Source organism: Nonomuraea sp. 10N515B (assembly GCF_052245915.1).
Classification (GTDB): Bacteria; Actinomycetota; Actinomycetes; order Streptosporangiales; family Streptosporangiaceae; genus Nonomuraea.
In genome coordinates this window covers 1-20,132 of record NZ_JBQQBQ010000066.1, presented here as the reverse complement: position 1 = coordinate 20,132, position 20,132 = coordinate 1, and the positions used below count along the sequence as shown (strand labels likewise).

22 protein-coding genes and 1 pseudogene are annotated in these 20,132 nt (G+C 69.5%); 17 read left to right on the top strand and 6 right to left on the bottom strand.

The genetic code is table 11. The features are described 5' to 3' along the window. Positions 1–43: 43 nt before the first annotated feature. Positions 44–1,234, bottom strand: coding sequence for an NAD(P)-dependent malic enzyme (locus ACTWQA_RS49280; protein WP_443165752.1), 1,191 nt, complete (start codon positions 1,232–1,234; stop codon positions 44–46). Between the two features lie 272 nt (positions 1,235–1,506). On the opposite strand from ACTWQA_RS49280, the gene ACTWQA_RS49275 reads away from it, so the two are divergent. The 4 genes from ACTWQA_RS49275 (at position 1,507) to ACTWQA_RS49260 (ending at position 4,462) form a co-directional block, all read left to right on the top strand. Beyond that, positions 1,507–2,376 carry an ABC transporter substrate-binding protein gene (locus ACTWQA_RS49275; RefSeq protein WP_443165751.1) on the top strand — a complete coding sequence of 290 codons (870 nt, stop codon included), beginning with the start codon at positions 1,507–1,509 and terminating at the stop codon, positions 2,374–2,376. A gap of 2 nt (positions 2,377–2,378) precedes the next feature. Then, positions 2,379–3,209 (top strand): amino acid ABC transporter permease, encoded by an 831-nt coding sequence (locus tag ACTWQA_RS49270; protein WP_443165750.1) that lies wholly within the window; start codon positions 2,379–2,381, stop codon positions 3,207–3,209. Next, positions 3,206–3,949, top strand: a complete 744-nt coding sequence (locus tag ACTWQA_RS49265; RefSeq protein WP_443165749.1) for an amino acid ABC transporter ATP-binding protein — start codon at positions 3,206–3,208, stop codon at positions 3,947–3,949. The genes ACTWQA_RS49270 and ACTWQA_RS49265 overlap by 4 nt, the downstream gene beginning before the upstream one ends. An 87-nt stretch (positions 3,950–4,036) precedes the next feature. Further along, positions 4,037–4,462, top strand: coding sequence for a CGNR zinc finger domain-containing protein (locus ACTWQA_RS49260; RefSeq protein ID WP_305924963.1), 426 nt, complete (start codon positions 4,037–4,039; stop codon positions 4,460–4,462). A gap of 177 nt (positions 4,463–4,639) precedes the next feature. Here the strand turns inward: ACTWQA_RS49260 and ACTWQA_RS49255 are convergent, their stop codons facing one another. Continuing rightward, positions 4,640–5,011, bottom strand: a complete 372-nt coding sequence (locus ACTWQA_RS49255) for a S24 family peptidase (protein ID WP_305924966.1) — start codon at positions 5,009–5,011, stop codon at positions 4,640–4,642. Between the two features lie 17 nt (positions 5,012–5,028). Between ACTWQA_RS49255 and sodN the strand changes: the two genes are divergently transcribed. The 3 genes from sodN (at position 5,029) to ACTWQA_RS49240 (ending at position 6,781) form a co-directional block, all read left to right on the top strand. Continuing rightward, the gene (gene sodN, locus ACTWQA_RS49250; RefSeq protein ID WP_221519206.1) at positions 5,029–5,430 is read left to right on the top strand and encodes a superoxide dismutase, Ni; all 402 of its coding nucleotides are present in this window, start codon (positions 5,029–5,031) and stop codon (positions 5,428–5,430) included. 128 nt (positions 5,431–5,558) lie between these two features. Continuing rightward, a complete protein-coding gene (locus ACTWQA_RS49245) occupies positions 5,559–5,984 on the top strand; it encodes an anti-sigma factor (protein WP_443165748.1) in 426 nt (141 codons plus the stop codon). A 17-nt stretch (positions 5,985–6,001) separates the two neighbouring features. Next, positions 6,002–6,781 carry an RNA polymerase sigma factor SigF gene (locus ACTWQA_RS49240; RefSeq protein WP_327589029.1) on the top strand — a complete coding sequence of 260 codons (780 nt, stop codon included), beginning with the start codon at positions 6,002–6,004 and terminating at the stop codon, positions 6,779–6,781. On the opposite strand, the gene ACTWQA_RS49235 is transcribed toward ACTWQA_RS49240, so the two are convergent. Continuing rightward, complete coding sequence (locus ACTWQA_RS49235) at positions 6,778–7,164, bottom strand: hypothetical protein (RefSeq protein WP_443165747.1); 387 nt, start codon at positions 7,162–7,164, stop codon at positions 6,778–6,780. The genes ACTWQA_RS49240 and ACTWQA_RS49235 overlap by 4 nt on opposite strands. 175 nt (positions 7,165–7,339) lie before the next feature. Here ACTWQA_RS49235 and ACTWQA_RS49230 point away from each other — a divergent pair, with 175 nt between their 5' ends. Together ACTWQA_RS49230 and ACTWQA_RS49225 are read left to right on the top strand one after the other, a co-directional pair. Continuing rightward, on the top strand, positions 7,340–8,305 hold the full coding sequence (locus ACTWQA_RS49230) for a diacylglycerol/lipid kinase family protein (RefSeq protein WP_443165746.1): 966 nt from the start codon (positions 7,340–7,342) through the stop codon (positions 8,303–8,305). 278 nt (positions 8,306–8,583) lie between these two features. Then, on the top strand, positions 8,584–8,838 hold the full coding sequence (locus ACTWQA_RS49225) for a WhiB family transcriptional regulator (protein ID WP_127936223.1): 255 nt from the start codon (positions 8,584–8,586) through the stop codon (positions 8,836–8,838). Positions 8,839–8,844: 6 nt separating this feature from the next. On the opposite strand, the gene ACTWQA_RS49220 is transcribed toward ACTWQA_RS49225, so the two are convergent. After that, positions 8,845–10,323 carry a PAS domain-containing sensor histidine kinase gene (locus ACTWQA_RS49220; protein WP_305924971.1) on the bottom strand — a complete coding sequence of 493 codons (1,479 nt, stop codon included), beginning with the start codon at positions 10,321–10,323 and terminating at the stop codon, positions 8,845–8,847. Between the two features lie 529 nt (positions 10,324–10,852). Between ACTWQA_RS49220 and ACTWQA_RS49215 the strand changes: the two genes are divergently transcribed. From ACTWQA_RS49215 to ACTWQA_RS49190, 6 genes are all read left to right on the top strand, one after another. Continuing rightward, positions 10,853–11,572, top strand: a complete 720-nt coding sequence (locus ACTWQA_RS49215; RefSeq protein ID WP_127936225.1) for a GntR family transcriptional regulator — start codon at positions 10,853–10,855, stop codon at positions 11,570–11,572. A gap of 239 nt (positions 11,573–11,811) precedes the next feature. Next, positions 11,812–12,525 (top strand): dethiobiotin synthase, encoded by a 714-nt coding sequence (bioD, locus tag ACTWQA_RS49210; RefSeq protein WP_443165745.1) that lies wholly within the window; start codon positions 11,812–11,814, stop codon positions 12,523–12,525. An 81-nt stretch (positions 12,526–12,606) separates the two neighbouring features. After that, positions 12,607–13,767, top strand: a complete 1,161-nt coding sequence (locus ACTWQA_RS49205; RefSeq protein WP_443165744.1) for a histidine kinase — start codon at positions 12,607–12,609, stop codon at positions 13,765–13,767. Continuing rightward, positions 13,758–14,414: a response regulator transcription factor gene (locus tag ACTWQA_RS49200; RefSeq protein ID WP_305924974.1), complete on the top strand. Its 657-nt coding sequence runs from the start codon at positions 13,758–13,760 to the stop codon at positions 14,412–14,414. The genes ACTWQA_RS49205 and ACTWQA_RS49200 overlap by 10 nt, the downstream gene beginning before the upstream one ends. Then, entirely contained in the window at positions 14,411–15,187 is a 777-nt protein-coding gene (locus tag ACTWQA_RS49195; RefSeq protein WP_443165743.1) for a hypothetical protein, read from the top strand. Before ACTWQA_RS49200 ends, ACTWQA_RS49195 begins: the two co-directional genes overlap by 4 nt. A 41-nt stretch (positions 15,188–15,228) precedes the next feature. Further along, positions 15,229–16,875 (top strand): acetolactate synthase, encoded by a 1,647-nt coding sequence (locus ACTWQA_RS49190; protein WP_443165742.1) that lies wholly within the window; start codon positions 15,229–15,231, stop codon positions 16,873–16,875. Between the two features lie 3 nt (positions 16,876–16,878). Here the strand turns inward: ACTWQA_RS49190 and ACTWQA_RS49185 are convergent, their stop codons facing one another. Continuing rightward, positions 16,879–18,513 carry a serine/threonine-protein kinase gene (locus ACTWQA_RS49185; RefSeq protein WP_443165741.1) on the bottom strand — a complete coding sequence of 545 codons (1,635 nt, stop codon included), beginning with the start codon at positions 18,511–18,513 and terminating at the stop codon, positions 16,879–16,881. 252 nt (positions 18,514–18,765) lie between these two features. Here ACTWQA_RS49185 and ACTWQA_RS49180 point away from each other — a divergent pair, with 252 nt between their 5' ends. After that, complete coding sequence (locus tag ACTWQA_RS49180) at positions 18,766–19,146, top strand: thioesterase family protein (RefSeq protein WP_443165740.1); 381 nt, start codon at positions 18,766–18,768, stop codon at positions 19,144–19,146. A 25-nt stretch (positions 19,147–19,171) separates the two neighbouring features. Here ACTWQA_RS49180 and ACTWQA_RS49175 read toward each other — a convergent pair whose 3' ends face one another. Further along, positions 19,172–19,792, bottom strand: a complete 621-nt coding sequence (locus ACTWQA_RS49175) for a dihydrofolate reductase family protein (protein WP_327589020.1) — start codon at positions 19,790–19,792, stop codon at positions 19,172–19,174. A gap of 185 nt (positions 19,793–19,977) precedes the next feature. Between ACTWQA_RS49175 and ACTWQA_RS49170 the strand changes: the two are divergent. Continuing rightward, a pseudogene (locus tag ACTWQA_RS49170) lies at positions 19,978–20,132 on the top strand (IS701 family transposase); the annotation flags it as partial.

The window sequence follows — 20,132 nt, the reverse complement described above, 5'->3', positions numbered from 1 at the left end:
ACCCAAGGGAACGGCAAGCAATCGTCAAGCGGTCTTGAGCTGCTTAGATGCGGGCGACGCCATCGGCGCGGGCCTGGGCGGCGACCGCGGCGGTGACGGCGGGGGCGACGCGCTCGTCGAAGGGGCTGGGGATGACGTACGCGGGCGTGACGTCGTCGCCGACGACGCCGGCCAGGGCGCCGGCCGCGGCCACCTTCATGTTCTCGGTGATGGTGGAGGCCCGCACGTCCAGCGCGCCCCTGAACACGCCGGGGAAGGCCAGCACGTTGTTGATCTGGTTGGGGAAGTCGGAGCGGCCGGTGGCGACGACCGCAGCGTGCTTGGCGGCCGCCTCGGGGTGGACCTCAGGGGTCGGGTTGGACAGCGCGAACACGATCGCGTCCTCGGCCATCGATGCGATGGCCTGCTCCGACACGGTGGACCCGGACAGGCCCACGAAGACGTCGGCGCCCGCCAGGGCCTCCTCCGTGGAGCCGGTGTGGCCGGACCTGTTGGTGTCGCGGGCCAGCGCCTCCTTGAACGGGTTGAGCCCCTCCCTGCCCTCGTAGATCATGCCCTTGGAGTCGGAGACCGCGATGTCGCCGATGCCAGCCTCCAGGAGGATGCGGGTGACCGCGACGCCTGAGGCGCCGGCGCCGGCCACGACCGCGCGCAGGTCGCCGAGCGGGCGGTCGGTCAGGCGGGCGGCGTTCTGGAGGGCGGCGAGCACGACGATGGCGGTGCCGTGCTGGTCGTCGTGGAAGACGGGGATGTCGAGCAGGTCGCGCAGGCGGGCCTCGATCTCGAAGCAGCGGGGTGCGCTGATGTCCTCGAGGTTGATGCCGCCGAAGGACGGCGCCAGCCGCACGACGGTCTCGACGAGGGCGTCCACGTCAGTGCAGTCGAGGCAGAGGGGGACGGCGTCGACGTTCGCGAACTCCTTGAACAGCAGTGCCTTGCCCTCCATGACCGGCATGGCGGCCGAAGGGCCTATATCGCCCAGGCCGAGCACGGCGGTGCCGTCGGTGACGACGGCGACCACTCTGGAGACCCAGGTGTAGTCGTGGACCAGCGCGGGCGTCTCGGCGATGGCGGTGCACACCCGGGCGACGCCGGGCGTGTAGGCGAGCGCCAGGTCGTCCGCGTCGCGGACGGGAACAGTGGAGCGAACCTCGATCTTGCCGCCGCGATGCAGTGCGAAAGCCGGATCGAGATCGAGTGTTTCGACGGATGCGGAAGCGGGCGTGGCAGCCACAGCGACCCCTGTAATCGTTGGTAGCGGAAGAAACCTTCGGCGGACGAGCGCGAGCGGTCTGGCTTCGGTAGCTGCCAGGATCCCCTCGGCGATCATCGTCGTGAGGGGGTTCGGGGGTCACCCGTGACCCCATAGTGCCACATGCTGAGATGGGGTTCGGTGTCGGTGCTGTCGCCGTTCCGTTGACGCATTGTTAAACCCCCGATGACGGAGCGGTGCAAAAACCCACTTAAACTGCACAAAACCCCAGATTCACTTCTAGGAGGCCGTACATGGCCCTGACCCTTAAGGGCCGCCGTGGCTACGCCGCCGGCGTGCTCGCGCTAACCGCTGTATTCGCCCTGTCCGCATGCGGGAGCGAGGCACCGAGCACGCAGTCCGGCGCGACGTCGACCGCAGGCGCCACGGCCGCGGGCGGCGTCCAGCTGGTCTCCCCCGGCAAGCTGACCACGTGCACGAACCTGCCGTACCCGCCGTTCCAGTCGAAGGACGCCAGCGGCAAGATCGTGGGCTTCGACGTCGACATGATCGACCTGGTGGCCAAGAAGCTCGGTGTGACCCAGGAGATCGTCGACATCGACTTCGACTCCATCAAGGGTGGCGCCGCTCTGAACGCCGGCAAGTGCGACGTCGCCGCCGCCGGCATGACCATCACCGACGAGCGCAAGCAGAACCTCGACTTCTCTTCGCCGTACTTCGACGAGGTGCTCGGCCTCGTCACCAAGAAGGGCGCGGGCATCCCCACGCTCGAGGACGCCAAGGCCAAGGGCGTGAGCGTCGGCGTGCAGGCCGGCACGACGGCCCTCGACCTGGCCAAGTCCAAGGGCATCGAGGCCAAGGAGTTCAAGGACTCCGGCAAGCTCCTGCTCGCACTCCAGTCCGGCCAGGTCGACCTGGTGGTGCAGGACCTGCCGGTCGTCGTCGAGTGGATGAAGAAGCCGAACGTCTCCTCGGCCTACGAGCTGTCCGGCCAGGTCCCGACCCAGGCCCAGTACGGCTTCGCGGTCAAGAAGGGCAACGCCGAGCTGCTCAAGGCCGTCAACGAGTCCCTGGCCACGGCGATCAAGGACGGCACCTGGACCAAGCTCTATGAGCAGTGGATGGGCGCCGCTCCGGCCACGACCCCGTCGCCCACTTCCTGATCATGACGGACACGCCCATCACGACTGAGCCCGCGCGCAGCGGGCTCAGTCCCAGGAAACGACGACAGATCAGCCTGGGTGTCCAGTACGCCGTCTTCGTCGCCGTCCTGGCGGCGGTGGCCATGCTGGCCGACTGGCCGAAGATCGCGGAGAACTTCCTCAACGGCTCCGTCGCCGCCGGGATGTTCCCCACGCTCTTCACGGTGGCGCTGAAGAACACGCTGATCTTCACCATCGCCGGCTATGTGATCGGTTTCGTGCTCGGCCTGGTGCTGGCGCTCATGCGGCTGTCGTCCGTGGTGCCGTACCGGGTGGTGGCGCTGGTCTACATCGAGATCTTCCGCGGCCTGCCCGCGCTGATCATCTTCCTGCTGCTCGGGTTCGGTCTGCCGATCGCTTTCCCTGGCTTCAGACTGCCCGGCGACATCTACGGGACGGTGGCCCTGGCCCTCGGCCTGGTCGCCGCGGCCTACATGGCCGAGTCGTTCCGCGCCGGCATCCAGGCGGTGCCCAAGGGGCAGATGGAGGCGGCCAGGTCGCTCGGCATGAAGCCGGGCCGGGCCATGCTGTCGATCATCCTGCCGCAGGCCATCAGGATCGTGATCCCGCCGCTGACCAACGAGCTGATCCTGCTGTTCAAGGACTCCTCGCTGGTCTTCACGCTGGGCGTCACGGCGGCGACCACCGAGCTGACCAAGTTCGGCTCCGACACGACGATCGAGCAGGCCAACAGCACGCCGCTGATCGTGGCGGGCGCTACCTACCTGCTCATCACGATTCCGCTCGGCATCGTGGTCCGCCGCCTCGAAGCGCGCCAGGGGAGGAAGCGGTGACGCACGCCGTAGAGATCAGGGATCTGCACAAGTACTTCGGCGACAACGAGGTGCTCAAGGGCATCGACTTCACGGTCGATCCCGGGCAGGTCGTCTGCGTCATCGGGCCCTCGGGCTCGGGCAAGTCCACGCTGCTGCGGTGCGTGAACCTGCTGGAGACCCCCACCAAGGGCCAGGTCTTCGTGAACGGAGCCGAGCTGACCGATCCCGACGCCGACATCGACGCCGCGCGGCGCCACGTCGGCATGGTGTTCCAGCAGTTCAACCTGTTCCCCCACCTGACCGTGCTGCAGAACGTGATGGTCGCGCAGCGGCGGGTGCTGGGAAGGGGCAAGAAAGAGGCCGAGGTCGTCGCCAGGGAGAACCTGAACAAGGTCGGAGTCGCCGAAAAGAGCGACGCCTACCCCGGCCAGCTCTCCGGCGGGCAGCAGCAGCGGGTGGCCATCGCCCGGGCGCTGGCCATGAACCCGGACCTGATGTTGTTCGATGAGCCGACCTCGGCGCTCGACCCGGAGCTGGTCGGCGACGTGCTCACCGTCATGCGCAAGCTGGCGGAGGAGGGCATGACCATGCTCGTGGTCACCCACGAGATGGGGTTCGCGCGGGAGGTGGCCGACCGCGTGGTGTTCATGGACGGCGGCGTGATCGTCGAGGAGGGTGAGCCGGCCAAGGTGATCGGCAACCCCAGCCACGAGCGCACCCGCGCGTTCCTGCGGCGGGTCCTGCACCCAGAGGGCTGACCGCCCGGAGGGGTGACCGCCCACAGGCGGCATAACACCGAGTAGGCGGGGTGCTCCGGCATCCCGCCGCTCATGTAATACTCCGGCATGGACCTGACCTCTTACGCCGAGTGGGCGGTCCGCCTGGCCAACGACCCCGCGCCGCCGCCCGACCTGATCCGGCTGCGGGACGAGCTGGCCGCGGTCTTCGACGCGGCCGGTGACGAGCGGGCCGTGGCGGAGCTGCTCAACGCCCTGCTCGTGCGTTATCCCGTGCGTCCGCAGCTGTCGGACCACGACGGCCACGACTGGCACCTGCACCTGGCCGAGGATCCCGCCGCCACCGCCGTGATGGGACTGGCCTCGGTCGTGGCGGAGCTGGGCGTGGATCGGCTGGGCCGCTGCCGTGAGCCCCACTGCGGGCAGGCCTTCCTCGACACCTCGTCCAACCGCTCCCGCCGCTACTGCTCGGCCCGCTGCGCCAGTCGCGCCAACGTCGCCGCCTTCCGCGCCCGCCGCAAGAACGGCTCCTGAGCGGCCCCAACGGCCCGAGGCCCCACGAGCGGTTACGGCCCCAAGCCCACGAGCGGCCCCAACGGCCCCAGGGCCCACGAGCAATGGCCCCAGGCCCACGAGCGGCTCCTGAGTGCCCCAGGCCGCAAGAACGACTCCTGGGCCACGACCAAAGGCTCCTGGCCGCGACTACGGCCCCTAGCGTCGCCACCTTCTCATCAGCGGCCAGTAGCGCAGCACGACACGCCCCACGATGTCGTGAACCGGCCCGAAGTCCCAGCTGTCGCGCCGCCCGCTGGCCCGCTGGTTGTCGCTCTCCAGCCACCACCCGTCCGCCCCGTGCCACTGGGCCCGTTTCACGATCAGCTGATCGGGATCGCCGGGAAGCCTGGCCACCACGAGATCCCCCGGGTGAACTGTGGCGTTCCTGCGTACAAGGAGCCAGTCACCAGGAACCAGCCCCGGGCGCATGGAATCCCCCTCGACACGCACTCGCATACGCGCTGACCCCCCACTCCGCAGGCATTGCGACCCGAGTAAGGTCGGTTGTGGACCAAGCTGATTCAGCATCCAGGAAGGACTTTCTGATGCTCGCACGACTGCTACGACCCAAGCATGTCGCTTCCGCACACTGCGACCTGCCCTGTGGGGTCTACGACCCCGCTCAGGCCCGTATCGAGGCCGAGTCGGTCAAGGCGATCATGGAAAAGTACGCGGCCAACGAGGACGCGGTCTTCCGTGCCCGCGCGCTGACCATCAAGGAGGAGCGCGCCGAGCTCGTCAAGCACCACCTGTGGGTGCTGTGGACCGACTACTTCAAGCCTCCGCACCTCGAGCAGTACCCCCAGCTTCACCAGCTTTTCTGGGACGCCACGAAGCTTGCGGGCGCCGCAGGTGCCAAGGGCACGGTCGACGTCTCCAAGGCCGAGGACCTGCTGGGCAAGATCGACGAAATCTCCAAGATCTTCTGGGAGACCAAGGCCGCCTAAATCGGCACATAAGGCTCTGTGCGGTCACAGACCGCGCAGAGCCTTTTCGGTCGATGGCGAGTCTGAATCGTCCAAGCACCTCTCAGGGGCGGTAAGTTGCAGTTGGCGTCGGATTCGCGAGGAGGAACGTGACCGAGGAAACCGAGACGCGCGCGGGAGGCGTGGCCGGCATCCGTGACGTGGTGAGCATCAGGCTCCCCGCCGCGAGCGCCTACCTGTCTGTGTTGCGTACGGCCACCGCCGGACTGGCGGCGCGGCTGGACTTCACGCTGGACGAGATCGAGGATCTGCGGATCGCGGTCGACGAGGCGTGCGCCATGCTGCTGAGCGAGGCGGTGCCCGGCACCGACCTGACCGCCGAATTCGAGCTGACCGGGCACGAGATGCACGTCAGCGTCGAGGTGGCGACGGTCGGAAGCTCCGCGCCCAAGCGCGACGACTTCGCCTGGATGGTCCTGACCGCCCTGGCCGACGATGTCGACGCGGTGACCGACTCCCCCGATCGCATGGCGATCGTCCTGCGTAAGCGCCGAGGCGCGGCGAGGTCGGCGTGACGGAAGGGACTGGAGCCATGGCCACCAGCGAACACGCCGTGCCCGACAGGGTGCGCGCCCGCCAGTTGTTCGCCGAGCTGGCCGAGCTGGCGCCCGAGGAGCCGCGCCGCCAGCGCATCAGGGACGAGCTGGTCGAGCTTCACCTTCCCCTGGTCGAATACCTCGCGCGCCGCTTCCGCAACAGGGGTGAGTGGCTCGACGACCTCACCCAGGTCGCCACGATCGGTCTGATCAAGTCCATCGACCGCTTCGACCTCAACCGCGGCGTGGAGTTCTCCACCTACGCGACGCCGACCATCGTCGGCGAGATCAAGCGGCACTTCCGCGACAAGGGCTGGGCGGTCCGCGTGCCGCGCCGCCTGCAGGAGCTCAAGCTCTCTCTGACCAAGGCCATCAGCGATCTGTCGCAGCGCGAGGGCCGCGCGCCGACGGTGGCCGAGCTGGCCTCCTACCTGAAGATGACCGAGGAGGAGGTGCTCGAGGGCCTGGAGTCGGCCAACGCCTACTCCACCGTCTCGCTCGACGCGCCGGACTCCGGCGACGACGACGCCCCCGCGGTGTCCGACTCGCTCGGCATCGTGGATGAGTCGCTCGAGGGCGTCGAATACCGCGAGTCGCTCAAACCCCTGCTCGAGCGGCTGCCGCCGCGGGAGAAGCGCATCCTGCTGCTGCGCTTCTTCGGCAACATGACGCAGTCGCAGATCGCCACCGAGCTGGGCATCTCGCAGATGCACGTCTCGCGCCTGCTGGCCCGCACGCTGGCGCAGCTGCGCGAGGGACTGACGGCCGAAGACTAACCGTCGCCGTAACCGAGCGCGCGGGTGGTGGGGGGTAGCAGCAGCGTCACCAGCCCGGCCACGGCGACCACGATCAGCGGGATCCCGAGCTGCGGCTGGTCCGACTGGATGAGCGTGACGGCGACGGGCGCGATGAAGATCTGGGCCAGCACGCCGGGCGCGCGTCCCCACCGCTCCATCTTGAACAGCCCGCCCCAGGCGACCCAGAGCAGCCCGGCCCCGACCAGCGCGGCGAACGCCGCCACGGCCAGGGCCGAGGTCATGTCGCCGGGCTTCCCGATCAGCGCCTCCACCGCGGCGAAGACGCCTAGCCCGAGGGCGACGAGGCCCTCCAGGGCGACGACGGCGACGGCGACGATCAGGGTCCACGGACGCTTCGACACACGCAAACCCTATCCACCCCCTCCTCTGGTCACCTGCGCGGCTGACCATCGCAGGGTCTGTGGCCGTTCTGGTGGATGACCTCGTGCAGACTTCCGATCAATCGACGAACTAACCCATCGAGAATCGGACATTCGGTCGATCAGAGAAACCGGGATCGGTGGATACGCTGGCATCATGCGCGCGATGTTGCTGGTGAATCCCAAGGCCACGACGACCAACGCCCGCACGCGGGACGTGCTGATCCGCGCGCTCGGCGCGGCCGTGGAGCTCACCGTCGAGGAGACCCGCTACCGGGGGCACGCGGCGGCGCTGGCCGCCACCGCCCGGGCCAAGGGATACGACGTGGTGGCGGTGCTGGGCGGCGACGGGACGATCAACGAGACCGTCAACGGCCTGCTCAACCCCATCAACGGCGACGACACCCCGCTACCGGAGGATCCCAGCGCCTCCCGGCCCGCGCTGATCGTCATCCCCGGCGGCAGCGCGAACGTGTTCGCCCGCGCGCTCGGCCTGCCCAACGACCCGGTGGAGTCCACGGGCGCGGTGCTGGAGGCGCTCAGGGAGGGCCGGCGCAGGACCGTGGGCCTGGGGCAGGCCCTCTGGGAGGGGCAGAGCAGATACTTCACGTTCTGCTCGGGGATGGGGTACGACGCCGAGGTTGTACGGGCCGTAGAGGGCCTGAGGGGGACCGGCCGGAAAGCTACCCCGACCCGGTATGTGAACACGGCTCTACGGCACTACCTGGCCACGGACAAGCGGCATCCGGCGATGACGCTGACCGGTCCGGGGATCCCGACCGCCGAGGGCTTGTTCATGGCGATCGTTTCCAACACCTCACCGTGGACATATGTCGGTGGCAGGCCGGTGCGGCCGACCCCGTGGGCGAGTTTCGAGACGGGGCTCGACCTGCTGGGACTGCGCCGCCTGGGGTTGATGACGCTCACACCGGTGATCCGACACATCCTCACGGAGAGTGATGCCCTTCCGTCCGGCCGGCACCTCGTTCAGCTGCATGACGAGGCCGAGTTCACGCTCACCGCGGAGCGCCCCGTGGCCTTTCAGCTGGACGGGGACTACCTGGGAGAACGCGAAATCGTGACATTCCGGTCTACACCGAACGCGTTACAAGTTCTGGTCTAGACGGTTACATTCGGTCATTGTGTGACGCATCCGACATCCATAACGGCCAAAACTTCGCCCCAACCCCCTTGCGTGCACTCTCCGTGGCTGAAAAGCTCACTACTGACGTCGGAACGTAGGACCTTTAACAACCCCAGGGGTCCTACGGAGGCGTCAGCGGGCAACCCCCGGTCCCGAGCGGGATTTGGGGTACTTGTTCGCGCGAGTTAGTGAAACTCTTCACAAAGTAGTAGCCGCACGGAGCCGACCAAAGGCTCCATCTACTAAGGAGTGGACGCATGGACTGGCGCCACCGAGCTGCCTGCCGTGACGTGGACCCCGAGCTGTTCTTCCCGATCGGGAACACCGGCCCTGCGCTCATGCAGATCGAAGAGGCCAAGCAGGTCTGCCGCTCGTGCTCGGCCGTCGACGCGTGCCTGAAGTGGGCGCTGGAGTCCGGGCAGGACGCCGGCGTCTGGGGCGGTCTGAGCGAGGACGAGCGTCGCGCGCTCAAGCGCCGCAGCGCCCGGGCCCGCGCCCGCGCCACCGCCTGACTGGATTCAGGGGCTCACGCCCGTCGGGAGCGGGATCGACAGCACGGCCTCCGTGCCGCCTTCGAGACGCGGCTGGATGCAGATCCTGCCCGACAGCTCCCCTTCGACGAGCGTACGGACGATCTGCAGGCCCAGGCTGGTAGAGCTGTCGAGGTCGAAGGCCTCGGGCAGCCCTCTCCCGTCGTCCCACACGGTGACGTTGAGCCGGTCGAGCGCCGGCTCCACCACCACCTCCAGCCGCTTGGGCCGCCCATGCTGCAACGCGTTCTGCAGCAGCTCGGTCAGCGCCATGGCAAGCGGCGTGGCGATCAACGACGGCAGCACGCCGAACCCGCCGACGCGTCGCGGCATGACCGCCACCTCCGGCGAGGACACCTCCCCGGCCATCGCGATCACCCGGTCGGCGATCTCGTCGAAGTTCACGAACTCCTCAGGCGCGTGCGAGAGCGTCTCGTGCACGATGGCGATCGACCCGACCCGGCGTACGGCCTCCTCCAGCGCCTCGCGGCCCTCCGGGACCTGCAGGCGCCGCGCCTGCAAGCGGAGCAGCGCGGCCACGGTCTGCAGGTTGTTCTTCACCCGGTGGTGGATCTCGCGGATGGTGGCGTCCTTGGTCATCAGCTCGCGCTCGCGGCGCCGCAGCTCGGTGACGTCCCTGATGAGCACCAGCGCGCCGATGCGGCCCCCGCCGACGATCAGCGGGATGGCTCTGAGCTGCACGATCGTGCCGCCGGACTCGACCTCGGTCTCCTTGGCCGCGCGCCCGCTGGCCACGATCATGAGGTCTTCGTTGATCGGCTCGTCGGAGTAGCACAAGGTGGCGGTGACCCGGCCCAGCTCGGCGCCGACCAGGTCGGCGTGCAGGCCGAGGCGGCGGTAGGCGGACAGAGCGTTCGGAGAGGCGTACGTGACGCGCCCGGCCCGGTCGAGCCTGAGCAGGCCGTCACCGACGCGCGGCGAACGCACCAGGATCGGCTCCTCGCCGGAGAACGGGAAGCGGCCCTCGGCCACCATCTGCGCCAGGTCGGAGGCGCTCTGCAGGTAGGTCAGCTCCAGGCGGGAAGGCGTGCGGGCCGAGGACAGGTTCGTGGAGCGCTGGATCACCGCCAGGAAGCGGCCCTCGCCGCCCTCGACCGCGCGCCGGACCGGGATGGTCTCCTCCCTGACCGGGACGCCCGTGGACCAGTCGGGGTCGCCCTCACGGCAGATGCGGCGCTCGTTCCAGGCCGTGTCGATGAGGTGGCGCTCGCCTTTGGCCACCACGCTGCCGACGATGTCGTCGTGGTAGACGGTGGGCCCCGTCGTGGGGCGCATCTGCGCGATCGCGATCCAGCCGTTCTCCCCCAGCAGGGGCGCCCACAGGATGAGGTCGGCGAACGACAGGTCGGCCAGCAACTGCCAGTCGGAGACCAGCGAGTGCAGCCAATCGAGGTCCGCCGCGTCGAGAGTGGTGTGGCGGGCGACGAGGTCGCTGAGAGTCGGCACGATTGCATCATGCGTGCTCTCTCCCCCCAGAGCCAAACTGGCCCAGTGGAGCCCCGGGGAGTCAGGATGCCGATGAGCGGGCATTACTCCCCAGTAGGCCGCCGCACGCCCGCCTACTCGCGCAGTGAACACGGTTACGGCATCGTTCACGCGACTGGCCATTTTGTGAAATCTCATATTGTGAGAACAGTCACACTGCCGAAGTCGCTCGGATCCCGGGACGGGGTTGTGCGGGGGAAGCCGGAGGTGATCTCCACGGGCAGGTGGTACGGCTTCGCACATGCGGAGACCTGCGGCGGGCCGCTGGGCGCGGCGCTCATCACGGCCTCGGTTGCGGGCGTGCGCGCCGCTGAGGATATCCTTCACCATCGGCCTGAGCAGCCCGGATTCGCGCGTGCCAGGCACCGTCCGCGCCCGGTGCCGGTCGGCCGCTGTCGCCCGCGGTTGACCGTTCGGGCCAATGTGAGTTCCGATGATCTCGCGGTGATCAGACACGCCTCACCGCCGTGGCAGAAGTGAAGGTGAGCGCGTGACAGACGACAGCCCCCGCGTACCGAAGTACTACGACGTCAAACGCAGCCTGCTCGAGCTCACCAAGAGCCTGCCGCCGGGCACGGCGCTGCCGCCCGAGCGGACGCTGGCCGTGCGGTTCGAGACCTCGCGCACCACGGTCCGCCAGGCGCTCACCGAGCTCGTGGTGGAGGGGCGGCTGCTGCGCATCCAGGGCAAGGGCACGTTCGTGGCGCAGCCGAAGGTCGCGCAGGTGCTCCAGCTGACCTCCTACATCGGCGACCTGCGCACCGCCGGCCTGGAGCCGGACACCAAGATCCTCGAGATGGGATACATCACCGCGGACGAGGCCCTGGCGCGGCGCCTGGCCATCAACCCGGGCGGGCGCGTGCTGCGCATCCACCGGCTCCGGCTGGCCAACGGTGAGCCCGTGTCCATCGACACCACCCACCTGTCGGCGCGGCGCTTCCCGCGGCTGCGGCGGGAGCTGGAGGTGCACTCGTCGCTGTATGAGACGCTGCACAACGCCTACAACGTGCGGCTCACGGACGCCGAGGAGATCATCGAGACCGTGCTGGCGACGCCGTACGACGCCAAGGCGCTCGGCGTGGACGTCGGCCTGCCCATGCTCCTCCTCACCCGCCACGCCTTCGACGCCGACGGCAACCCCGTTGAATGGGCTCAATCGTTGTATCGCGGTGACCGGTACAAGTTCGTCACGCGTCTTCGCCGTCCCTAAGGCCCTCGTCTTCGCCGTCCTCAAGACCCCTGTCTTCGCCGTCCTCAAGACCCCTGTCTTCGCCGTCCCTAAAACCCTTTTTTCTTTACGGCGGTGCCGGCTTGACCGCCTCGCCGACGTTGGCGCGCGACATTCAAGCGCCGGTCGTGAACGCTCACGTGGTTCTCGCCGTTACGAGCGTCTTGTGGGCCGGCCAAGTGGTTTCATCTGGGCCGCGGGGCTGTGCCTACGCTGGGGTTATGAGCATCCTTGTGGTCGCGGGGACCGGCACCGGGGTTGGCAAGACCGTCGTGGCGGCGGCCGTGGCCGCGCTGGCCAGGGGGCGTGGGGCTTCCGTGGCCGTGGTCAAGCCTGCTCAGACGGGCGTGGCTCCCGGTGAAGCCGGGGATCTTGATGCGGTCATCCGGCTGGCCGGGGTGACCACGACGTTTGAGTTGTGCCGGTTCGCCGAGTCGCTCTCCCCTGCCGCGGCGGCCCGGGTCGCCGGGGTGCCGCCCGTGTCGATGGTGGATGCCGTGCGGCTGGTGCGGGAGCTGCGTGAGAGCAACCGGCTGGTGCTCGTGGAGGGCACCGGAGGGCTGCTGGAGCGGTATGACGAGGACGGCACGACCATCGCCGATCTGGCACGGTCGTTGGGAGCGCAGGTGCTCGTGGTCGTCAGGGCCGGGGGCGGGAGCGTCAATCAGGCGGCGCTCACGCTGGAGGCCCTCGCGCATCGAGGGCTCGATCTCGCCGGGCTCGTCATCGGGCGGTGGCCGGACGAGCCCGGGGTGGTCGAGCGGAGCAACGTGGCGGATCTGGAGATGCTGGCCGCGCGGCCCTTGGCGGGCGCGTTGCCGGAGGGTGCGGGCGGCCTCGAGAGAGAGGCCTTCGCGGAGGTGGCACGCAGCGGGCTGGGCCCCATGCTGGGTGGCGTCTTCGATCCCGTGGCCTTCCGGCAGCGGGTGCTGTAGCAAGAGGTAGAGCTAGCCCCACCATCCATCCGCACACCAGACCTATTTCGCGTCGTCCCCACTGCTCAATACCGTTGAGGCATGAAAGTCCCCCGTCCATGGTCGGCACGGGCCTGGCTCGACACGGCGCACCTGATGGTCGGCCTGCCGGTCGCCATCGTGCTCGGTGGGCTGACGCTCGTCCTGATCGTGGCGCCTCCCCTGCTGCGGCGTGGGCTGCCGTGGTTCACCCGGGTGCAGCGCTCCCGGTTCGAGGCGTTCCTCGGTGCGCGCATCCCGCCCGTGCGCACGCCGAGCCAGTGGCGCAGCCCGGCCACGTGGCGGCAGATCGGCTACCATCTGCTGTCCCCGATCGTGGGGATGGCAGCCGCGTTCTTGGTGGCGGTGGCATGGGGCGGGGCGATCGTGGGGCTGTTGTCGTTCCTGCCGCCGAAGCTGCAGCGTCCGCCGCTGGAGTTCGTGATCGACCTCAGGGACAACCGGGTGGTGATGATCTTCATGGCGATCGGTCTGGTGCTGCTGCTGCTCGCGCCGGTCCTGGCGCGGGGCATGGCGGCGCTGGACCTGTCGGTGGCCCGTACACTGCTCGGCCCCAGCCGGTCGGAGCTGGGGCAGCGGATCGAGACGCTGACCGAGAGCCGGGCGGGCGTGATCGACGCGGCCGACGCCGAGCGCCGCAGGATCGAGCGGGACCTGCACGACGGCGCCCAGCAGCGCCTGGTCTCCCTGGCCATGAACCTGGGACTGGCCAGGGCCACCCTGACCGACCTGCCCGAGCCGGCCAAGGAGGCCATCGCGCAGGCGCACGAGGAGGCCAAGCAGGCGCTCAAGGAGCTGCGCGACTTCGTCCGCGGCCTGCATCCGGCCGTGCTCAACGACCAGGGCCTCGACGCGGCGCTGTCCGGCGTCGCCGCCCGCGCCCCCTTCCCCGTGAAGCTGCACGTCGACATCGATCGGCGTGCCTCCCCGACCATCGAGGCGGTGGCATTCTTCATCGTGTCCGAAGCACTGACCAACATCGCCAAGCACGCCGCCGCCACCAAGGCCCAGATCCGCGTGCGGCGCGAGCACGACCGGCTGCACATGCTCGTGTACGACGACGGCTGCGGCGGAGCCCGGCTGGACGGCGGCACCGGGCTGCGCGGCCTGGCGCAGCGCATCGACTCCGTCGACGGGACGCTCCGGCTGTCCAGCCCGCTCGGCGGCCCGACGACGATCGAGGTGGATCTGCCGTGCGAGTAGTGCTCGCCGAGGATTCCGTGCTTCTGCGCGAAGGGCTGATCCGGCTGCTCGATGCCTCGGGCATGGAGGTCGTCGCGGCCGTGGACGAGGCCGAGGGGCTGCTGCGGGCGGCCGAGGAGCACCGGCCTGAGCTGGTCATCACCGACGTCCGGATGCCGCCCACGCACACCGACGAAGGGCTGCGGGCCGCGCTCGTGCTCCGCCGCCAGCAGCCCGGCCTGCCGGTGCTCGTGCTCTCGCAGTACGTCGAGGAGCGCTACGCCGCCCAGTTGCTCGCCTCGGCCGCGAACGGCGGCGTCGGCTACCTGCTGAAGGACCGGGTGGCGGACGTGACCGAGTTCATCGACGCGCTGCGCAGGGTGGCCTCCGGCGGCACCGCGCTCGACCCGGAGGTGGTGGCCCAGCTCCTGCTGCGCGGCAACAGCGACCCGCTGGAGCGTCTGACGCCGAGGGAGCACGAGGTGCTCAGACTGATGGCGGAGGGCCGCTCCAACGCCGGCATCGGCCAGGCGCTCGTGCTCAGCGAGGGCGCGGTGGGCAAGCACATCGGCAACATCTTCGCCAAGCTCGACCTGTCCCCGGCCGAGGGCGACCACCGGCGGGTGCTCGCCGTGCTGCAGTTCCTGAAGATCAGGAGCCTGCCGTGAGAGCCGCCTGGCTCACCGCCGGCGCCGTGGTGACGGTGATCGCGCTGCTCATCTCCTCGGTGCTGATCTGGCGCGGCTTCGCCAGGGCCAGGACGCCGGTGGACACCGCGCTGCGGTCGATCCCGTTCACGAAGGACAAGGTGAGGATCGCGGCGGCCTCGGGGCAGGTGGACCTGTTCATCCTGCCCGGCCAGGCCGGCGAGCTGCTGATCCAGAGAACGCTCCGGTGGTCCAGGGACCGGCCGACCGTCACCGAGGACTGGAACGCCGCCGACTCGACCCTGCGGCTGGAGGCGGTCTGCCCGCGCGCCGACCAGCCGGACGGCCCCATCTGCCGGGCCGAATACGTGATCACCGTACCGCCGGAGACCGACCTCGTGGCCGGCACCACCAAGGGCGTGCTCGCCGTGAACGAGGCCTTCGGGAGCCTGCGCCTGACCTCCGTCTCCGGCGACATCCGCCTCCACGACGTCGCGGGCTCCCTGTGGGCCAGGACCGGCACCGGGAGCATCGAGGGGGAGCGGCTCGACGGCGACGTGGCCGACGTGGAGGCCGGCTCAGGCCGGGTGCACCTGTCGTTCACGAGCCCTCCGACGTCCGTCAGGGCTGTGGTCAGGACCAGAGGCGACATCACCGTGGGCGTGCCCGACGGCACCTACAACGTGGCCGTGGATGCCACCAACTCCAGCATCGGCATCAAGCGGGACCGGGAATCGCCGCGGAAGATCGTCGCGACGACGACGGACGGCTCCGTGGCCTTGTTCCACCGTTGAAGGTCTGTTTACCCGTGTGACTGGTTGGTAAGTTCCCCGGCATGGAGTCTGCGAAGCACGCCGGTGACGCCGCCGTCGCCGTGTCCAAGGCCTATGGCGTCGAGACCATGTTCACCTTGTCCGGGGGGCACGTCTTCCCGCTCTACGACGGCGCCGTGCACGAGGACATGCGCATCCTCGACGTACGCCATGAGCAGAGCGCGGTGTTCGCCGCCGAGGCGACGGCCAGGCTGACGAGGAGGCCGGGACTGGCCGTGCTGACCGCCGGCCCCGGCATCACCAACGGCGTCAGCGGCATCGCGACCGCCCACTTCAACGGCTCGCCGGTGGTCGTCATGGGCGGGCGCGCGCCCCAGTCGCGCTGGGGCAGCGGCGCGCTGCAGGAAATGGACCACCCGCCGCTGCTGGGCCCGATCACGAAGCTGTCGTTCACCGCGAGCGACGCCGAGTCGGTCGGCCAGGAGGTCGAGTCGGCCTTCCGCACGGCTGTCGCCCCCCATCGCGGGCCGGTCTTCGTCGACTTCTACATGGACCACCTGTTCTCCCCCTCGCCGGTGCACAAGGTGCGGACGCAGACGCCCTCGCCGCTGGAGCCCGACCCCGGCGACCTGGCCGCGATCGCGCGGCTGCTGGCCGAGGCCGAGCGCCCGGTGCTGGTCTACGGCTCGGACGTGTGGATGGACCGGGCCGAGGAGGCCGCGCGTGACTTCGCCGAGACGTGGCGGCTGCCGGTCATCCCCAATGGCCAGGGCCGCGGTGTCCTGCCCTCGGGACACGAGCTGCTGGTCACCCGGGCCCGCGGGCAGGCCTTCGCCCAGGCGGACCTGGTGATCGTGGTCGGCACGCCGCTCGACTTCCGCCTGGGCTACGGGTGGTTCGGTGGCAAGGACGGCGCGCCGCTGGCCCGCGTGGTGCACATCGTGGATGCGCCGTCGCAGCTGGCCACGCACATGCAGCCGGTCGCGTCCGCCGCCGGCGACCTGTCGGTGGTGTTCTGGAGTCTCGGCACGGCCTGCGGGGACGCGGGGGTCAAGCCGGACGCGTACGCCCCGTGGGTGTCGAAGCTGTCCGACGCGGCGGCCGCGGCCATCGCGGGCGACGCCGAGCTCCTGGCCTCGGACTCCGACCCGATCCACCCCATGCGCATCTACGGCGAGCTGGGCAAGGTGCTGGCCGAGGACGCCGTGGTGATCGGCGACGGCGGCGACTTCGTCTCCTACGCGGGCAAATACGTCGAGCCCAAGCAGCCGGGCAACTGGCTCGACCCGGGCCCGTACGGCTGTCTGGGCACCGGCCTCGGCTACTCCATCGCCGCCCGCCTGGCCCGGCCGTCCTCCCAGGTGGTGCTGCTGCTCGGTGACGGCGCGGCCGGCTTCTCGCTGATGGACGTCGACACCCTCGTCCGCCACAAGCTGCCGGTCGTCATGATCTGCGGCAACAACGGCATGTGGGGCCTGGAGAAGCACCCCATGCAGCTGCTGTACGGCTACGACGTGGCCGCCGACCTGCAGCCGCAGTGCCGCTACGACCAGGTCGTGACCGCGCTGGGCGGCGGGGGCGAGCTGGTCACCAAGCCGTCGGAGATCGGCCCGGCGCTGCGCAGGGCGTTCGACTCGGGCATCCCGTACATGGTGAACATCGCGACCGACCCGCAGGTCGCCTACCCCCGCAGCACCACCGGCGTGTAGCCGCTACTTCGGCGTGGCGGTGACGCCGGGGGTCGCCGAGGGTGTCGAGCAGATGCCGTCGATGACGACCAGCGTGACCGGCTTGGTCACGTCGTAGGGCGTGCCGCCGGCCGGGTTGGTCTTCTGGATCTTGCCACATTGCATGCCGGCGGTGGTGGAAGTGTTGTCGATCACGCGGGTGTCGAAGCCGGCCGCCACCACCATCTCCTCACCCTCCCGGATCGGCATGCCGACGACCTTGGGCACGAGCACCTTCTTGACGGTCGGCGTGGGCGTCCCCGACGACGTCTTCGACGGTGTCGGGGTAGGCGTCTTCGACGGCGTGGGAGTCGGGGTCTCCGCTTTCTCCGTCTTCGTGGGCCTGGGCCGGGTGGTCGTCGGCTTCGGGTCCGGCGTGGGCTCCCTCGTGGGCTTGGTCCTCTTGGGTTTGGGCGAGGGCGAGGGCGAGCTCTCGGAGTCGCCACTGTTGATCGCGGTGTTCGTCGGCATCGGGTCGCCGGTGGTCATGCCGGTCAGCGCGACCGCGGTCGCGCCCGCGCCGAGCACGACCACCGCGGCGATGCCGGCGATCAGCCCGGTCCTGCGCGGGGCCTTGGCAGCGCGGCGGCCGCGCCGCTCGGCCACCGTCGTCTCCTCGGAGGGGGCCATGCGCACGCCGGTCTGGTACGGGTCGGCGGCGTACTGACCGGTCTGGTGCGAGCTCGCATCGTACTGACCGGTCTGGTGCGGGCTTGCGGCGTATTGTCCGGTCTGACGCGGCGGGTAGTCCGTCGGCGGCACCATGGTGGCGCCGGTGACCGGCGGCTGCACGGGCTCGGGGGCCTGGCCGCTGGCGATCGCACGCGCCGCCTCGCTCATGGCCTTGGCCGTCGGGTAGCGCCTGGCCGGGTCCTTCGACAGGGCGATCTCGACGAGCGTGCGCACGGCAGGCGGGATGCTGGGCGGCAGCGGCGGCGGGGCCTCGCGGATGTGCTTGAGTGCGATCGTGACCGCGCTGTCGCCGTCGAACGGCCGCTGCCCCACGAGGCACTCGTACGCGACCACGCCGAGCGCGTAAATGTCGACCGCAGGCGTGACGGGCGCGCCCTCGGCCTGCTCCGGGGCGCAGTAGGCGGCCGTGCCGAGCACCATGCCGGCGTCGGTGAGCCGGTTGGCCAGGTCGGAGCGGGCGATGCCGAAGTCGGTGAGCACCAGCGTGCCGTCACGCTGCACGAGCAGGTTGCCCGGCTTGACGTCGCGGTGCACGATGCCCTGGTCGTGCACGGCCTGCAGCGCCGACGCGGCCTGCGCGATCAGCTCCATGGCCGCCTGCGGCGGAATCCTGCCCAGCCTGGACAGCAGCCGGTCGAGCGGCTCGCCGTCCACGAACTTCATCACCAGGTAGACGGTGTCGCCGCTGACGCCGTAGTCGTAGACGTCGACGACGCCGGCGTGGTTGATCGTGGCCATCGCCCGCGCTTCCCCCTGAAAGCGGGCGACGAAGCCAGGATCTTCCATGCGGCCCGGAAGCAGCACCTTCACGGCGACGGTGCGCGCCAGGACGATGTCCTCGCCCCGCCACACCTCGCCCATGCCACCGGCGCCGATGCGGGTATCAAGCCGATACCGCCCCGCCAGTGTCGTCCCTTGGGCCACCATGATCCCCCCGCTACCCCCCTACCTCGTTAACCTCTTCAACCCCGCAGTTGTCCAACAAAGCGAACGTTGGTCGCGGTGAGGTAACACAGCGGTCACGGAACTCAGAGAGTGTACGACTCACTAGTCTCACATGCCACTCAAATGTCTTAAGCCGTACAAAGCCTATCCTGCGGCCTTACGACCGTACTTGTCCGCGTTTCCAGGAAGTCAGGGACCCCTCTTGGTAGGTGCGGCCTCCCGTAGGCTGATCCCATGACGCTTGCTCCGGGTCTCCGCTCCCAGCTGCTCATCATGGTCGAGATGGAGGACACCGCGAAGCGGGCCGGCAGCGGCGACGTGCCCGTGCTGGCCACGCCCCGGCTGCTCGCGCTGGCCGAGGCGGCCACCGTGCGCGCGATCGAGCAGCACCTGGCGCCCGGCGAGACGTCCGTCGGCACGCGGGTCGAGCTCGAGCACCTGGCCGCCAGCCCGCTGGGCAGGCACGTCCAGATCGGCGTCGAGCTGACCGAGGTCGACGGCCGGCGGCTGGTCTTCTCCTTCGAGGCCCACGACAAACGCACCGTCGTGGGTCGGGGCACGATCGAGCGCATAGTGGTCGACCGCGCGAAGTTCCTGGCCCGCGCCACTCGATGACGGCGATCAGGTCGCAGCGCGTAGCTCAGCGGGCGCTCATGTCCCCCGTCCCGGGCGTGCCCTCGGCGAGCCCGTAGCGCAGGTACACGGTGCCCTTCGGACCGGCTGCCGGCGGTTCGAGGAGTGTGACGTTCGTGGGCACCGCGCCACCGTCGAACACCTTCTTCCCGACGCCGAGCATGATCGGGTGCACCCAGAGGTCGAGACGGTCGAAGAGCTTCTCACGCAGGAGGGTCTGCACCAGGTTCAGGCTCCCGACGACCTTGACGTGCTCGTGCCGGTCGCGGATCTCGCGCACCGCTCCGGCCAGGTCCGGGCCGAGCTGCGTGGACCCGGCCCACGAGAGGTCGGGCCTGCCGCGGGAGGCCACATACTTCGGGACGCTGTTGAAGAGCGTGGCGATCTCGTTGTCCTGGCCGCCCTCCTGGTGCGGCCAGAAGGCGGCGAAGATGTCATACGTCCGCCGGCCGAGCAGGAGGGCGTCCGTGCCCTCGTACGCGGCACCGACCTGCGCCCCGGCGACCTCGTCCCACAGGGGCGCCTGCCAGCCGCCGAACGGGAACCCCTCCGGGTCCTCGTCGGGGCCGCCGGGCGCCTGCCCGACGAGGTCGAGGGTGGCGAACAGCTCGATGTGGATGAGGCCCATGTCTACTCCCTATGAGGTGGTCGGCTCATCTCGGTCTGGAGGTAGACCTGTGGACGCCGGCAGACTCATCGCTGCGACACCGGCGCGATCTACGGCTGTGGTCCTACCCCTTCAGTCGTAGATCCTCTTTTCCGTGGCAGTTCAGTGGTGTCCGCGGTGGGTAGCCGCCGTGCATGCAGGTCCCGGTGTTGGACATCTCGCCGGTCGTTACTGGACCGGGAACGCGCGGACGAGTGGGCAGATCAGCTGGAGGACCTCCTGGTAGAGGTGGGGTCGATCTTCCCTCGGGCTGATTTGCGGCGGCGGGCGGCTGCCTGTGTGCGGGGCCTGCTGGGGCCGT